We start from the raw sequence: 14,445 nt of genomic DNA, 5'->3' as shown, positions 1-14,445 counted from the left end.
TGCAACGCGCCACACCGTGGTGTCTGCATCGCCGGCAAGCCAGCTCCCACAGGTATGGGACGCTCCCCCACGCGTAAAACCTTAGCTGTTACAAGTACGGATTCGGCATTGACAACCACCACAATGGCTGTGAATAATCCAAGCCAAGTCATACGACAACAGATGACAATAACAAGAAATACAGGGATTTTTGATGACAACCACACGTACTGTCCAAACCCCCTTCAATCGCCTTCTTCTCACCGGTGCAGCCGGCGGTCTGGGGAAGGTACTGCGCGAAAGCCTCAAGCCCTACGCGAAGGTGTTGCGACTCTCTGATATAGCCCAAATAGCACCCGCGGCCGATAACCACGAAGAAATAGTCCTCTGTGATCTTGCCGACAAGCACGCTGTTCACCAGATGGTTGAAGGCGTAGACGCCATCCTGCACTTTGGTGGGGTCTCGGTAGAGCGTCCGTTCGAAGAGATTCTGGGCCCCAATATCAGCGGTATTTTCCATATCTACGAAGCCGCACGCCGTCATGGTGTCAAGCGCGTGATCTTCGCCAGCTCCAACCATGTCATCGGGTTCTACAAGCAGGACCAAACCCTGGATGCCCACTCCCCGCGACGTCCGGACGGCTATTACGGTCTGTCCAAGTCCTACGGCGAAGACATGGCCACCTTCTACTTCGATCGCTACGGCATCGAAACCGTCAGCATCCGCATCGGCTCCTCGTTCCCCGAGCCGCAAAACCGCCGGATGATGAGCACCTGGCTGAGCTTTGCCGACCTCACGCAGTTGATCGAGCGCTCGCTGTACACCCCCAATGTCGGCCACACCGTGGTCTATGGCGCCTCCAACAACCTCAACGTGTGGTGGGACAACCGCTTTGCCGCCCACCTGGGTTTTGAGCCCAGGGACACCTCTGAAGTATTCCGCGCCAAGATCGACGCCCAGCCTATGCCTGCGGCCAACGATCCAGCCATGGTTTACCAGGGCGGGGCCTTCGTTGCGGCAGGTCCGTTCGGGGACGAGTAAACCGCTCCTTGGGCACACCACTGAATACGGACAAGGATCGAGCCGCCATGACTGCTGAACTGATTCTGGATGCACGCAACGCCACCGGCGAAAGCCCGGTCTGGAGCACTGCGCAACAGGCACTTTACTGGGTGGATATCCCGGAAAAACGCCTGCACCGCTGGAGCCCCGCCGATGGCAAAAACCAAAGCTGGCAAGCCTCGCAAATGCTCGCGTGCATTGCTCAGGCAGGGAATGGCAGCTGGATCGCCGGTATGGAGAACGGCCTGTTCGCCATCACGCCCCACACCGATGGCAGCCTCGACAGTCGCCTGCTGGCCAGCGTGACCCACGCCCTGCCAGGGATGCGATTTAACGATGGCCGCTGCGACCGCCAGGGACGCTTCTGGGCCGGCACCATGCTGATGAACATGGCCGCAGGGGCGCCGGTAGGCGCGATGTATCGCTACAGCGCGGGCCAGCAAGAGCCACTCACGGCGCAACTTGAAGGACTGACCGTACCCAACGGCCTGGCGTTCAGCCCGGACGGCAAAACCATGTACCTCTCGGACTCACATCCCGATGTGCAAAAGATCTGGGCGTTTGACTACGACACCGACACCGGCACGCCCCATGGCCGCCGCCTGTTCGTGGACATGACCGAACAGGCAGGCCGCCCTGATGGCGCCGCCGTCGACGCGGATGGCTGCTACTGGATCTGCGGCAACGATGCGGGGTTGATCCATCGCTTTACCCCTGAAGGCAAGCTCGACCGCTCCCTGGCCGTACCCGTCAAAAAACCCGCGATGTGCGCCTTTGGCGGCGCAGATCTGGACACCCTGTTTGTGACCTCGATTCGCCCTGCCGGGGATCTCGCCGACCAACCGCTGGCAGGCGGGGTGTTTGCCCTCAGGCCAGGCGTCAAAGGCCTGCCGGAGCCCGCCTTCAATCACTGATTGCTGATCCAACACCTTTAAATAACAAAAACAATATGTGGAGTGACCCATGGATTTCAAACGCACCTTGCTTATCGCTGCGCTCCCGCTGGCTTTCTGCCTCTCAGGCATGGCCCAGGCCGAAATCAAAATAAAATTCGCCGAGGTTCACCCCACCGGTTATCCGCCTGTGGTCGCTGAACAGGAAATGGGCAAGAAGCTTCAGGCCCAGAGCAACGGCGATATTTCCTTCAAGATGTTTGCCGGTGGCGTACTGGGCTCCGAGAAAGAGGTGGTCGAGCAACTCCAGTCCGGCGCCATACAGATGACCCGTGTCAGCCTGGGCATCCTCGGGCCGGTCGTGCCGGAAACCAATGCGTTCAACCTGCCGTTCGTGTTCCGCGACCAGGCCCACATGCGCAAAATCATCGACGGTGAAATTGGCCAGGAGATGCTGGATAAAATCACCAACTCCGACTTCAACATGGTCGCGCTGGCCTGGATGGATGGCGGAACCCGCAACCTGTACACCAAGAAGCCCGTGCGCGAAATTGCCGACCTCAAGGGCATGAAAATCCGCGTCCAGGGCAACCCGGTATTTATCCAGACCATCAACGACATGGGCGGCAATGGTATCGGCATGGCCACCGGCGAGATCTTCAGCGCCCTGCAGACCGGCGTGATCGATGGCGCAGAGAACAACCCGCCTACCTTTCTTGAACACAACCACTACCAGAACGCCAAGTACTTCACCTGGACCGATCACCTGATCCTGCCCGAGCCGATCGTGATCGCCAAATCCACCTGGACAAAGCTCAACCCGGAGCAGCAAGCCCTGGTGCAGAAACTTGCCCGCGAGGCGCAGTTTGAAGAGCGCGAGCTGTGGGACAAAAAATCCGCCGAAAGCGTCACCAAACTCAAGGCCGGTGGTGTTGAGTTCATCACCCTCACGCCAGAACAGAAAAAAGCCTTCTACGACGCGACTCAGCCGGTGCGTGACAAGTATGGCGCTGACTACAAAGACCTGATCTCCCGTATTGAAGCCGTTCAATAAGTCAGTCCGATAATGCCGCGGTGACGGGCTCCAGCCCGTTTTCCGCCGCAGTGGTGAGCCCCATGAAAAATACCGTGCTGCGCTTTAACGACATGTTGTACCGGGTGTGTATCGGGATTGCCGGCCTGTCGGTACTGACGATGACCCTGATCATTCCATGGGGCATCTTTGCCCGCTACGTGCTGGGGACCGGCTCCAGTTGGCCCGAGCCCACCGCCATTTTATTGATGGTGGTATTCACCTTCTTCGGGGCCGCCGCCAGTTACCGCGCCGGGGCCCATATGGCCGTGGCGATGGCCGTGGAACGGATGCCCGGGCACATCCGCCCCAAGGTCGCCGTGCTGGTGCAAATACTGATGGTGATCGTCTGCCTGTTCATGACCGTGAAGGGGTTCAAATTGTGTGCGACCACCTGGAATCAGTTCATTGGTGAGATGCCATCCGTGCGGGTTGGCATCTCCTATCTACCTATCCCGATTGGCGGCCTGATAACCCTTTGCTTCGTCCTGGAAAAACTGTTCCTGGGCGACCAGAGCCACCGCCGTGCCGTGCGGTTCGACATCGTAGAAGCCAGCGAAGAGGCCGTATAAATGGACGCTTTCGTATTGTTGGGCAGCTTTATCGCCCTGATCCTTCTCGGCATGCCGGTCGCCTACGCGCTGGGCCTGTCGGCACTGGTCGGCGCCTGGTGGATCGATATTCCTTTCGACGCTCTGATGATCCAGGTGGCTGGGGGCGTGAATAAATTCTCCCTGCTGGCTATCCCGTTCTTCGTACTGGCGGGGGCGATCATGGCCGAAGGGGGCATGTCACGCCGGCTGGTGGCATTTGCCGGGGTGTTGGTGGGCTTCGTACGGGGCGGGCTGTCACTGGTCAACATCGTGGCCTCGACCTTTTTCGGCGCGATTTCCGGCTCATCCGTGGCTGATACGGCGTCGGTCGGTTCGGTACTGATTCCAGAGATGGAGCGTGCCGGCTACCCCCGCGAGTTCTCCACGGCAGTGACGGTCAGCGGTTCGGTACAAGCCCTGCTCACACCGCCGAGCCACAACTCGGTGCTGTACTCGCTGGCCGCTGGCGGTACGGTGTCGATCGCTTCGCTGTTCATGGCGGGCATCATGCCGGGATTGCTGCTCAGCGCCGTGATGATGGGCCTGTGCATGATCTTTGCGCGCAAGCGCAACTACCCCAAGGGTGAAGTGATTCCGCTGCGCCGGGCGCTGAAAATCGCCGGTGAAGCGATGTGGGGCCTGATGGCCATGGTCATCATCCTCGGCGGGATCCTGACAGGCATCTTCACCGCCACCGAGTCGGCAGCCGTTGCGGTGGTCTGGTCGTTCTTCGTCACCATGTTCATTTATCGCGACTACAAATGGCGCGACCTGCCCAAGCTGATGCACCGGGCGGTACGCACCATTTCCATCGTGATGATCCTGATCGGTTTTGCAGCCAGCTTCGGTTACATCCTGACGCTGATGGAAATCCCGATGAAGATCACCACAGCGTTCCTGACGCTGTCGGATAACCGTTACGTGATCCTGATGTGCATCAACGTCATGTTGCTGCTGCTGGGCACCGTGATGGACATGGCGCCACTGATTCTGATCCTGACGCCAATCCTGCTGCCCGTGATCATCGGCATCGGCGTTGATCCCGTGCATTTCGGCATGATCATGCTGGTCAACCTGGGGATCGGACTGATTACACCGCCGGTAGGTGCAGTGCTGTTCGTGGGCGCTGCCGTGGGTAAAGTCACCATCGAAAACACGGTTAAAGCCCTGCTGCCGTTCTACGTGGCGCTGTTCATGGTGCTGATGCTGGTGACCTACGTTCCGGCCATCTCGCTGTGGTTGCCAAACCTGGTGCTGTAACCCGTCCCCTGCCCGTGGGAGCGGGCTTGCTTGCGATGCAGACGACGCGGTGTACCTGATACACCGCAGCGATCCCATCGCGAGCAAGCCCGCTCCCACAATGCTTATCCAAGAGGCTTTATTTCCAGCCAAGGAGGCTGGTTACTTATGTCTGCTCCTGCTTTGTTCCCCCGCCATATCGCCGTGTTGATTCTGGTCCTGCTGGCCTGCGCATTCGCGGGCAACCATATCGCCGCCCGCATCGCCTTCGACCACGACACAGGCCTGCTACTGGCCATTCTGTGCCGCGCTGGCGTGACCTTGCTGGTGTTGACCAGCCTGGTGCTGTGGCAACGCGAACGCCCGCGCCTGACCCCTGCCAACTGGCGCTGGCAAGTGCTGCTGGGGCTGCTGATCGCGGCACAAAGTTTCTTTATCTATTCGGCCGTGGCACGGATTCCCGTGGCACTGGCGCTGTTGATTGCCAACGTGGCGCCGATCCTGCTGGTGCTGCTGACCTGGGCCCTGGGCGGTGCAGCCCCGACACGGCGAGCGGCGCTGCTCATGGGGTTGATCATGTGCGGCCTGGTCTTTGCGCTGGACGTCCCTGAGCGCCTGTCCAATCAGGGCACCACCGAAGCGCAATGGCTCGAAGGCATTCTGTTCGGGTTCGCCGCGGCCTCCGTGTTCGCCTGTGCGCTCTGGATTACCGATCACAAGCTGTCGAGCCTGCGTGGCACGGTGCGCAGCATGCTGACCATGCTGATTGTATTTTGCGCAGCGGCCCTGGCCGGGGTCAGCGGTGTGCTGCCCGGCGGCGTGTCGCTGCCCTCCTCGTCCACCGGCTGGACAGCTCTGGCCTGCCTGGTGGCGCTTTATGGGCTAGGGTTCTGCCTGTTGTTTATCTGCATGACGCGCCTGAACATGGCCCGCAACGCACCCGTGATGAACGTTGAGCCAGTGGCAAGCCTGCTGTTTGGCTGGCTGATCCTGGACCAGTTGCTCAGCAGCGGCCAAATCATCGGCGGCCTGATCGTGGTCGCGGGTATCGTGATGCTGACCTGGCGCCGTGCCACCGATTGATCTGTCATTCCCTAACGGTAGAGCCCCATGCCCACAGAAACATTGACCCTTGAAGACGGCCTGACCCGTCTGACTCTGGCACCGCACATAGGCGGCAGCATTCTTGACTGGAGCATCATTGCCAGCGGCCAGCCCTTGTTTCGCCCAAGTGCAGCCGATGCCCTGGACAGCAACTCGGCCAACCAGCTGGCCTGTTATCCACTGGTGCCCTGGTCGAACCGGATCGGGGATGGCGGCTTCGAAGGCGCAGGCCATTGGTTCGCCTTGCAGCCCAACAATCCTCCAGGCCTGCTGCCCATCCACGGCAGTGCATGGCAGCAGGCCTGGAGCGTGACCGAGCACAGCCCGCACCATGCCTGCCTGCAACTCGACAGCACCGTCCCCTTTGCCTACCGTGCGCAACTGCGTTACAGCCTGAGCGACGGCCAACTGCGTATCGAGCTGAGCGTGACCCATCAGGACGAGCACGCGGCCTGGCATGGCCTGGGGCTACACCCGTATCTGCCGCGCACCGCCAACACACGATTGCAGGCAAAGTCAGCTCAGGTCTGGCTGTGCGATGACCAGGGCCTGCCCACGGAGCTTGCGCCCCTGCCGATCGAATGGGACTTCAACCAGAGCAACGCCTTGCCGCACACCCGGCTCGACAATTGTTTCACCGAGTGGGATGGCAACGCAGTGATCAGCCAGCCGGACCTGGGCTATACGCTGGGCTGTCAGGCAACGGGCAGCCCTTACTGCCTGGTGTATTGCCCGCCGGGAGAGGACTTTTTCTGCTTCGAACCCGTCAGCCACCCGGTCAATGCCCATCACCTGCCCGGCCACCCCGGGCTGACGTTATTGCATAAGGGCCAATCAACGAACATCAGTGTCAGCTTCAAACTCAACCCATAGATCCAGGTCAATAATCCCGCACTCAGGCTCGATTAATATCGCGCCTTTTTGCGAATGACCTGACTATGCGCCTTGCACCGCCCGAACTCCTCGCCCCTGCCGGCACCCTCAAAAACATGCGTTATGCCTTCGCCTATGGCGCCGACGCGGTGTATGCAGGCCAGCCGCGCTACAGCTTGCGGGTACGCAATAACGAATTCGACCACGCCAATCTGGCCATCGGGATCGCCGAAGCCCAGGCGCAGGGCAAACGCTTTTACGTGGTGGTCAATATTGCCCCCCACAACGCCAAGCTGCGCACCTTCCTCAAGGATCTGGAACCGGTAATCGCCATGGGCCCGGATGCCCTGATCATGTCCGACCCGGGGCTGATCATGCTGGTGCGCAAAAACTTCCCCCATGTCCCGATTCATTTGTCGGTACAAGCCAATACGGTCAACTGGGCCAGTGTCGAGTTCTGGCGCCAGCAAGGCCTGAGCCGGATCATCCTGTCCCGCGAGCTGTCGCTGGAAGAGATTGAAGAGATTCGCCAGCAAGTGCCGGACATGGAACTGGAGATCTTCGTCCACGGCGCATTGTGCATGGCCTACTCGGGCCGCTGCCTGTTGTCGGGCTACATGAACAAGCGCGACGCCAATCAAGGCAGTTGCACCAATGCCTGCCGCTGGAAATACGACGCCAAACCGGCCACGGAAAACGAACTGGGCAATATCGTCAATGTGGTCGAGCCGACCCTGGGCGTGGGTGCGCCCACCGACGAAGTGTTCGTGCTCAACGAGTCCCAACGCCCGGACGAACAGATGACGGCGTTCGAAGACGAGCACGGCACTTACATCATGAACTCCAAGGATCTGCGCGCCGTGCAGCATGTGGCGCGGCTGACCGGGATGGGCGTGCACTCGCTGAAAATCGAGGGCCGAACCAAGTCGCACTTCTACTGTGCGCGGGCGACTCAGGTGTATCGCAAGGCGATTGATGATGCGGTGGCAGGCCGTGAGTTTGACCGCAGCCTGATGACGGACCTGGAGTCACTGGCCCAGCGCGGTTACACCGAGGGTTTTTTGCGGCGCCATGTCCACGATGAATATCAAAACTACCTGCATGGCAGCTCGCTGTCGCACCGCCAGCAGTTTGTCGGGGAGTTGACCGGCGAACGGCGCAACGGCCTGGCCGAGGTCAAGGTCAAAAACCGCTTTGCCCTGGGTGACCATCTGGAGTTGATGACCCCCCACGGCAACTACCACTTTGATCTCGACCGGTTACACAACAGCGCGGGGTTGCCGACCCAGGTTGCACCGGGTGACGGCCACACGGTGTACCTGCCGATCCCCGAGCAGGTGGACTTGAAGTACGGGTTGTTGATGCGGGACTTGACGGTAAGTGAAGTGATGGAGCGCTCGGCGTGAGCGCTGTGGGAGCCGGCTTCCTCGCGAGAGCATCGCCCGGTTTTGTCTGACGACCGAGCCGTCAGCATCGCGAGCAAGCCCGCTCCCACAGACTGGGTGATTGCGATTAATCGCGGAACACTTCATCCAGCAGGTTGTGCATCGCCGTAAAGGCACGGCTGGAAGTTTTGGCGTCGTACATCATCTTGCCCGGCACATTGGCGTGGGGATCGGTGAAGGAATGCACCGCGCCGCCGTAGCTGGTCAATTGCCAGTCCACGCTTGCCGCATTCATCTCGGCCTCAAAAACCGGTAGCTGTTCGTTTGGCACCAACGGATCAGAAGCGCCGTGCAACACCAGCACCGCACCCTTGATGCTCTGGGCATCGATCGGATTGGGCGTGTCGAGGTTGCCGTGGAAGGACACCGCCGCTTGAAGTGGTGCACCGCTGCGCGCCAGTTCAAGTGAGCAGCAGCCGCCAAAACAGAAGCCAAAGGTGGCCAGCTTGTTGCTGTCGACCTGGGCCAGGCCCTGATTTTTCAGCATGTCGTACGCTGCCCACATCCGCTTGCGCAACAGGGCGCGGTCATTCTTGAGCGGCATCATTGCAGCGCCCGCCTCGTCGGCATTGCCCGGACGGATGGCCTGGCCGTACAAATCCGCGATCAGTACCACGTAGCCTTGCTCTGCAACCGACTTGGCGATCTCTTCGGCACCCGCACTGATGCCCATCCAGTTAGGCGCCATCAGCAAGCCCGGCAGTGGATCTTCTCGGCTCGGGTCAAACGCGAGGCGGCCTTCGTAAGGTTGGCCGTCGATTTGATAGGCCACAGAACTGACCGTAATTGATTTCATTAAAAACTCCTGAGCTCAAAACAAAAAAAACCCGCCGAAGCGGGTTTTTATAGCGCGGTTAGACCGACAACTCTACTAACAATTTGTTAAGCCGACGGACATAAGCCGCAGGGTCTTTCAAACTGTCACCGGCTGCCAGGGCTGCCTGATCGAAGAGGATGTGCGACAGGTCGCCAAAACGCTCTTCGCTCTGCTCTGCATCGAGTTTCTCGATCAGGGGGTGAGCCGGGTTGAACTCGAAGATAGGCTTGGACTCAGGCACTTTCTGACCGCTAGCTTCCAGGATCTGACGCATTTGCATGCCCAAGTCCTGCTCGCCGATGGCCAGAATCGCCGGGGAATCAGTCAGACGGTGTGATACACGCACTTCGCTGACGCTTTCACCCAGGGCTGCCTTGATGCGTTCAACCAGACCTTCTTTGGCCTTGGCCACTTCTTCTGCAGCTTTCTTGTCCTCTTCGGAGTCCAGGTTGCCCAGATCGAGGTCGCCGCGTGCCACGTCCACAAAGCTCTTGCCGTCGAAATCGCTGAGGTAGCTCATCAGCCACTCGTCGATACGGTCGGTCAACAGCAGGACTTCGATGCCTTTCTTGCGGAAGACTTCGAGGTGCGGGCTGTTTTTGACCTGCGCGTAGGTTTCGCCGGTCAGGTAGTAGATCTTGTCCTGACCTTCCTTGGCGCGAGCCAGGTAGTCGACCAGAGAAACGTTTTGTTCGCCGTCGTCACCATGGGTCGAAGCGAAACGCAGCAGACCGGCGATTTTTTCCTTGTTGGCGAAATCTTCAGCCGGGCCTTCTTTCATCACCTGGCCGAAGTTTTTCCAGAAGCCCTGGTATTTCTCAGGCTCGTTCTTCGCCAGTTTTTCCAGCATGTCGAGCACACGCTTGGTCAGCGCGGTCTTCATCGAGTCGATGATCGGGTCTTTTTGCAGGATTTCCCGCGACACGTTCAGCGACAGGTCGTTGGAGTCGATCACGCCCTTGATGAAGCGCAGGTACAGAGGCAGGAACGACTCGGCCTGGTCCATCACGAATACACGCTGTACGTACAGCTTCAGGCCTTTAGGCGCTTCACGCTGGTACAGGTCGAATGGAGCACGTGCCGGCACGTAGAGCAGCGAGCTGTATTCCAGCTTGCCTTCAACCTTGTTGTGGCTCCAGGCCAGCGGGTTCTCGTAATCGTGGGCAATGTGCTTGTAGAACTCCTGGTATTCCTCGTCCTTGACTTCAGTACGAGGGCGAGTCCACAGGGCACTTGCGCGGTTAACAGTTTCCCATTCCAGCGCAGGTGCTTCTTCGCCTTCGGCAACGGTTTGCTCTTTAGGCAGCTCGATCGGCAAGGCGATATGGTCGGAGTACTTCTTGATGATGTTGCGCAAGCGCCAGCCGTCAGCGAACTCGGATTCGCCGGACTTCAGGTGCAGAACAATCTTGGTGCCGCGATCAGCTTTTTCGACGGTGGCAACTTCAAATTCGCCTTCGCCCTTGGAGGACCAGTGCACGCCTTCGCTGGCAGGAGTCCCGGCGCGGCGGCTGTAGACGTCAACCTTGTCGGCGACGATGAAGGCGGAATAGAAGCCCACACCGAACTGACCGATCAGGTGCGAGTCTTTCTTCTGATCGCCTGTCAGGTTTTTCATGAAATCAGCTGTGCCGGATTTCGCAATCGTACCCAGGTGGGTGATCACGTCATCACGGTTCATACCGATACCGTTGTCTTCGAGGGTGACGGTGTTGGCGTCCTTGTCGAAGCTCACACGGATTTTAAGATCGGCACCGCCCTCCAGCAGCTCAGGCTTGGACAGTGCTTCAAAACGTAATTTGTCGACAGCATCAGAGGCGTTCGAGATCAATTCGCGAAGGAAAATTTCCTTGTTGGAGTACAGCGAATGGATCATGAGGTGCAGCAGTTGCTTGACCTCGGTCTGGAAGCCCAGGGTTTCTTTTTGAGTTTCCACGCTCATTGTTATCAAACTCCGATTGGATGGCATGAGCCACGCCCTAGTGGGTTGGCGGCGGGATGTCATGAAAGTTGGGGGCTCAGGTTCAAATTTCAAGGCCTGATGGCAAGGCATCGGTTTTTTACCAGCCGTTTCGACCCAGGATGCTTTACTTATATATGTCTGAAAGCATGGAACTTAAGCATTGAGCCAATGCTCAAACGCCCCGTAGATCTACTCATAAGGAGAAACACCCCATGCGTAATACTTTTGCTGTTGCCTTGATGCTGGCTGCCACCCTTGGTCTGGCTGCGTGTGACAAGAAGTCCGAAGATAAAGCCCAGGAAGCCACTCAGCACGCTGAGCAAGCTCAAGAAAAAATGTCTGAAGCCCAGGACAAAGTGAACGACGCGGCGAAAGAAAACGCCGAAGCTGCCAAAGCTCAGGCCGAGTCCAACAAAGCCGCCGCTGAAGAAGCCGCTCCTGCTACTCCTGCTGCTCCAGTGGCAACTCCAGAAAGCAAGTAATACGGCTTTTTGTGAGGTAACACAAAGCCCGCCAAGTGCGGGCTTTGTTGTGTCCCGGGCTCAAGATTTCTTGCTTCGATACCCGAACACAGCGCCATAAAAAAAGCCCTGCATCCGTGAGATGCAGGGCTTTTTCAGGTATTCAGGAACGCTTTTGGCGAACCGAATAATTACGCGAGTGCTTCAGCACGCTTGCCCAGCAGACGGTCGCAAATAAATGCGCCCACCAAGGTCACGAGGCATGGCACCAGCCACGCCAAACCCTGGTCGCTGAAGGGCATATTCGCAAGCTGGCTCGGAATCCAGCCAGCCAGGCCTGCACCTTTGAGCGCATCGATCGAACCGAAGATGAACGACACCAGCATCACCGGACCCACGATCCGCGCCTGGGCATGCCACAGGCCTTTGCAGAAACTCAACGCCACCAGCACGATGCACGGCGGGTAAATCGCCGTCAGCAGCGGGATGGAGAAGGCGATCAACTGCGTCAGACCAAGGTTCGACACGGCCAGCGAGAACACCGCAAGGATAATCACCAGAGTCTTGTAAGACAGTGGCAACACCGTGCTGAAGTATTCAGCACAGGCGCACGTCAGGCCAACGGCCGTTACCAGGCAAGCCAGGGCAATCAGTACAGCCAGGAAGCCGCTGCCCAGGGAACCGAACGTATGCTGTACATAGGCGTGCAGTACTGCCGCGCCATTGGTTGCGCCCGCCGCCACTTCATGGCTGCCCGCCCCCAGGCGGAACAGGCTGATGTAGACCAGCGCAAGGCCAACACCGGCGATCAGGCCGGCAATGATTGCGTAACGGGTAATCAGCTTCGGCGATTCAACCCCACGGGAACGAATGGCGTTCACGATCACAATGCCGAACACCAGCGCGCCCAGGGTATCCATGGTCAGGTAGCCATTGATAAACCCTTGGGAGAAGGGTGCGGCGACGTATTCAGGAGTCGCAACGCCAATATCACCCGCAGGCAAGGCTACGGCGGCAATACCGAGAATCGCCAGCGCGATGATCTTCAACGGTGCAAGGAAGCGCCCTACCGTGTCGAGCAGACGACCCGGATACAGCGAAACGAAGAACACAATCAGGAAGTACACCGAGCTGTACAAGAACAGCGCCAGCGGGCTTTCACCCGTCAACGGCGCCAGACCGACCTCGAAGGATACGGTGGCGGTACGTGGGGTGGCGAACAACGGACCAACAGCCAGGTAGGCCACAGCCGCGAGCAAGCCGCCAGCCACTTTACCGATCGGGCTGCTCAGTGCGTCCATTCCGCCGCCAACCTTGGCGAGCGCAATAACAGTGACCACCGGCAGACCTACCGCGGTGATCAGGAAGCCCAATGCGGCCATCCAGACGTTAGGTCCAGCCTGCAGGCCAACGATTGGCGGGAAAATGATGTTGCCAGCCCCAACGAACAGGGCAAAAGTCATAAACCCAAGTGCCAGGATGTCCTGGCCTTTCAATACTTTCATTACGGAAATACCACACTACTGAATCGGAATTTAGAGGGGAATTTCCCGTGCGGATGTGGGAAATGCTGTCGGTCTGTATAAGTCCGACCCGTCTAGCGCGCGGCTTCCTTTTGGGATGCACACGCAGAAATGCAGAATGGCGGCAAGATTACCGATTTTTTTCCTACAACGCACTGTTAGAGGGCGGACTGTCCGATGAACGAACGCAGTTGTCGCCTGGATGACATCGAAAATTGATTTGATGTGGTTTTGCAGCGTTGGCGCTGCCGCGATGGGGTAGGCACGAAGGCCACCCGAAGGTGCAATGTTGTTCACGTAAGTGATTTTTGCCTCTGTGGGAGCGGGCTTGCTCGCGATGGTCTTCAGAGCGTCGTATTTATTAGGTAAGTGTGGGGCATCGTTAACGACCATCGCGAGCAAGCCCGCTCCCACACTTGAGCAGTGTCGCAGTCAAGCGGGTTTTGTATCTGACAGGCGATGGCCCATCAGTTATTTTTTGTCTCTTAGCTCTGGATTGGCGAACTGCGCATTAAACGAAACAAGTGACGACAGCTTCTCGAACAATGGAACGGGTTCGAACTTTCCACTTTCCCTCCCCTGTTCAATAGCCGCGACAATTTTGCCAGGTGATATATCTGTCGTTCCACGATAATAAACCTCACCCGCCCTGCCACTCACTACAACTTCATCCAGTTCAGGCACAAGGCTTTCGTATCGTTCGGGGTTCGAGGTACTGACATACGCATCATCGTGATAATCCATGGGTGTTCTTCTGGCACCATCCCGTGAGTCATTATGTTCATTGATGTCTTTGAGACCAGACTCATACCGTGAGAATACACCCATCGTACTGGTGGCCTTATCAACTGCCAGGATATTAAGGCATACACGGTAACCATGTTCTTTGGACGCTTTGGCTGCCGCCAGCACTTCATGATTTCTACTATTGATGGATTTCTGGATGACCATGTTGAGCCTGTTTTCGAGCCCATGCTTTTGCAGACCCTCCTCCAGATAGCGGGCTATCTCCTTGCTGCCGCGCACAGTGCCAGGATAACCCGCTCGCGCCGCCTCAGCGTAACCAGGGACAAAACGTTTCAGATCATCGTAATCGACGATCACACAGTTACCTTTGAACTGTGCTGAAAGACTGTTTATCGCCGTTGATTTTCCAGCGCCCATCTGGCCGGTGACAATGTGGGCCGCAGGGTTTTTCTGAGAAGTTGCAGTGACCGCTAATTCTTTTATAACAGTCTGTAGTAGTTTGAGTTTATCCTCACTGCCCAATGACTCTATTTTTCTGGGATCTGAAGAAACTTGATTTTGCCGAAGCTCATGAAAACTGGCGGACTTTTGCACGCCGACCATTCCTGGAAAAACGCCTTTCATGCTTTAACTTCCATTAGTTGAGAAGTTAAGATTTTCATTCCCCATAAAT

13 protein-coding genes are annotated in these 14,445 nt (G+C 57.9%); 9 read left to right on the top strand and 4 right to left on the bottom strand.

What is annotated here, in order from left to right; translation table 11 throughout:
• Positions 1–193 precede the first annotated feature (193 nt).
• From AC19YQ_RS10470 to trhP, 8 genes are all read left to right on the top strand, one after another.
• Positions 194–1,021 carry an NAD-dependent epimerase/dehydratase family protein gene (locus AC19YQ_RS10470; RefSeq protein ID WP_500595077.1) on the top strand — a complete coding sequence of 276 codons (828 nt, stop codon included), beginning with the start codon at positions 194–196 and terminating at the stop codon, positions 1,019–1,021.
• A gap of 47 nt (positions 1,022–1,068) precedes the next feature.
• Positions 1,069–1,956: a glucurono-1,5-lactonase gene (locus tag AC19YQ_RS10465; protein WP_500595076.1), complete on the top strand. Its 888-nt coding sequence runs from the start codon at positions 1,069–1,071 to the stop codon at positions 1,954–1,956.
• Positions 1,957–2,005: 49 nt separating this feature from the next.
• The gene (locus AC19YQ_RS10460) at positions 2,006–2,989 is read left to right on the top strand and encodes a TRAP transporter substrate-binding protein (RefSeq protein ID WP_133078151.1); all 984 of its coding nucleotides are present in this window, start codon (positions 2,006–2,008) and stop codon (positions 2,987–2,989) included.
• A gap of 62 nt (positions 2,990–3,051) precedes the next feature.
• Positions 3,052–3,579, top strand: a complete 528-nt coding sequence (locus AC19YQ_RS10455; RefSeq protein ID WP_339474164.1) for a TRAP transporter small permease — start codon at positions 3,052–3,054, stop codon at positions 3,577–3,579.
• Positions 3,580–4,860, top strand: coding sequence for a TRAP transporter large permease (locus tag AC19YQ_RS10450; RefSeq protein ID WP_339474165.1), 1,281 nt, complete (start codon positions 3,580–3,582; stop codon positions 4,858–4,860).
• A gap of 147 nt (positions 4,861–5,007) precedes the next feature.
• Positions 5,008–5,922: an EamA family transporter gene (locus tag AC19YQ_RS10445; RefSeq protein ID WP_133078147.1), complete on the top strand. Its 915-nt coding sequence runs from the start codon at positions 5,008–5,010 to the stop codon at positions 5,920–5,922.
• 27 nt (positions 5,923–5,949) lie between these two features.
• Complete coding sequence (locus AC19YQ_RS10440; protein ID WP_500595075.1) at positions 5,950–6,816, top strand: aldose 1-epimerase; 867 nt, start codon at positions 5,950–5,952, stop codon at positions 6,814–6,816.
• Between the two features lie 65 nt (positions 6,817–6,881).
• Positions 6,882–8,222 (top strand): prephenate-dependent tRNA uridine(34) hydroxylase TrhP, encoded by a 1,341-nt coding sequence (trhP, locus tag AC19YQ_RS10435; RefSeq protein WP_339474169.1) that lies wholly within the window; start codon positions 6,882–6,884, stop codon positions 8,220–8,222.
• A gap of 106 nt (positions 8,223–8,328) precedes the next feature.
• Here trhP and AC19YQ_RS10430 read toward each other — a convergent pair whose 3' ends face one another.
• Positions 8,329–9,057: a dienelactone hydrolase family protein gene (locus tag AC19YQ_RS10430; protein ID WP_133078144.1), complete on the bottom strand. Its 729-nt coding sequence runs from the start codon at positions 9,055–9,057 to the stop codon at positions 8,329–8,331.
• A gap of 58 nt (positions 9,058–9,115) precedes the next feature.
• A complete protein-coding gene (htpG, locus tag AC19YQ_RS10425; protein WP_500595074.1) occupies positions 9,116–11,020 on the bottom strand; it encodes a molecular chaperone HtpG in 1,905 nt (634 codons plus the stop codon).
• A 233-nt stretch (positions 11,021–11,253) separates the two neighbouring features.
• Between htpG and AC19YQ_RS10420 the strand changes: the two genes are divergently transcribed.
• Positions 11,254–11,523 carry a hypothetical protein gene (locus AC19YQ_RS10420; RefSeq protein WP_133078142.1) on the top strand — a complete coding sequence of 90 codons (270 nt, stop codon included), beginning with the start codon at positions 11,254–11,256 and terminating at the stop codon, positions 11,521–11,523.
• A 170-nt stretch (positions 11,524–11,693) separates the two neighbouring features.
• On the opposite strand, the gene brnQ is transcribed toward AC19YQ_RS10420, so the two are convergent.
• Together brnQ and AC19YQ_RS10410 are read right to left on the bottom strand one after the other, a co-directional pair.
• Positions 11,694–13,007: a branched-chain amino acid transport system II carrier protein gene (gene brnQ, locus AC19YQ_RS10415; RefSeq protein WP_133078141.1), complete on the bottom strand. Its 1,314-nt coding sequence runs from the start codon at positions 13,005–13,007 to the stop codon at positions 11,694–11,696.
• Positions 13,008–13,496: 489 nt separating this feature from the next.
• Positions 13,497–14,396, bottom strand: a complete 900-nt coding sequence (locus AC19YQ_RS10410; RefSeq protein WP_500595073.1) for a zeta toxin family protein — start codon at positions 14,394–14,396, stop codon at positions 13,497–13,499.
• Between the last annotated feature and the right edge of the window lie 49 nt (positions 14,397–14,445).

It is taken from the genome of Pseudomonas sp. MF06569, from assembly GCF_059862735.1.
Note: the sequence above shows the minus strand (reverse complement) of the source record. Positions and strands in the feature narration are given on the sequence as shown.

Bases quoted from the DNA above. Each gene is read 5' to 3' on its own strand.
- AC19YQ_RS10470 (WP_500595077.1), top strand. From the start codon at position 194: ATGACAACCACACGTACTGTCCAAACCCCCTTCAATCGCCTTCTTCTC.
- AC19YQ_RS10465 (WP_500595076.1), top strand. From the start codon at position 1,069: ATGACTGCTGAACTGATTCTGGATGCACGCAACGCCACCGGCGAAAGC.
- AC19YQ_RS10460 (WP_133078151.1), top strand. From the start codon at position 2,006: ATGGATTTCAAACGCACCTTGCTTATCGCTGCGCTCCCGCTGGCTTTC.
- AC19YQ_RS10455 (WP_339474164.1), top strand. From the start codon at position 3,052: ATGAAAAATACCGTGCTGCGCTTTAACGACATGTTGTACCGGGTGTGT.
- AC19YQ_RS10450 (WP_339474165.1), top strand. From the start codon at position 3,580: ATGGACGCTTTCGTATTGTTGGGCAGCTTTATCGCCCTGATCCTTCTC.
- AC19YQ_RS10445 (WP_133078147.1), top strand. From the start codon at position 5,008: ATGTCTGCTCCTGCTTTGTTCCCCCGCCATATCGCCGTGTTGATTCTG.
- AC19YQ_RS10440 (WP_500595075.1), top strand. From the start codon at position 5,950: ATGCCCACAGAAACATTGACCCTTGAAGACGGCCTGACCCGTCTGACT.
- trhP (WP_339474169.1), top strand. From the start codon at position 6,882: ATGCGCCTTGCACCGCCCGAACTCCTCGCCCCTGCCGGCACCCTCAAA.
- AC19YQ_RS10430 (WP_133078144.1), bottom strand. From the start codon at position 9,057: ATGAAATCAATTACGGTCAGTTCTGTGGCCTATCAAATCGACGGCCAA.
- htpG (WP_500595074.1), bottom strand. From the start codon at position 11,020: ATGAGCGTGGAAACTCAAAAAGAAACCCTGGGCTTCCAGACCGAGGTC.
- AC19YQ_RS10420 (WP_133078142.1), top strand. From the start codon at position 11,254: ATGCGTAATACTTTTGCTGTTGCCTTGATGCTGGCTGCCACCCTTGGT.
- brnQ (WP_133078141.1), bottom strand. From the start codon at position 13,007: ATGAAAGTATTGAAAGGCCAGGACATCCTGGCACTTGGGTTTATGACT.
- AC19YQ_RS10410 (WP_500595073.1), bottom strand. From the start codon at position 14,396: ATGAAAGGCGTTTTTCCAGGAATGGTCGGCGTGCAAAAGTCCGCCAGT.